This is a genomic window from Bradyrhizobium sp. SHOUNA76 (assembly GCF_023006445.1).
Taxonomy (GTDB): domain Bacteria; phylum Pseudomonadota; class Alphaproteobacteria; order Rhizobiales; family Xanthobacteraceae; genus Bradyrhizobium.
In genome coordinates this window covers 1-479 of sequence record NZ_JALBHA010001156.1, presented here as the reverse complement: position 1 = coordinate 479, position 479 = coordinate 1, and the positions used below count along the sequence as shown (strand labels likewise).

Below are 479 nucleotides of genomic sequence, written 5' to 3'. Positions count from 1 at the left end.
CGCCGCGGCCGCGGCCGCCATCGCAAGCGAGGTCGCGCCGGCGAGTTGCAGCAGGGAGCGGCGGGTGAGGTCGATGGTCATTGGTCAGGACTCGCTGAAATGCTTGAGACGAAATGGCGCAATTTTCGGATTGCTACACGTTCCCGTGAGGCGCTCCCAATCACATATTCGTCGGCCGTGATCCTACGGAGAGCCGTCCTGGTCCTGGCCACCCGGCCAGTTTCGCAATCGCCCGCGACATCCCAAATTGAGGACAACTTACAGGAGCTTACCATGACCGACCTGACCGCCCTGTCCTCACTGTCATCCGCCCTCGCGGACGTGGTGGCGCGCACCGCGCCCTCAATCGTCTCCGTGCACTCGCATCGCTCCCGTGCCACCGGCTTTGTCTGGAAGGCAGGCCTCATCGTCACCGCCGACGAGGCGCTGGCCGACGAGGGTGAGGTCGAGATCGGCCTCCCCGACGGCAGCCGCGTGGC

General features: G+C 65.6%; 1 pseudogene. It reads left to right on the top strand.

Going from position 1 to position 479, the window contains the following annotated elements:
- Positions 1-273 precede the first annotated feature (273 nt).
- Positions 274-479 (top strand): annotated as a pseudogene (locus tag MOV74_RS40265) (serine protease); the annotation flags it as partial.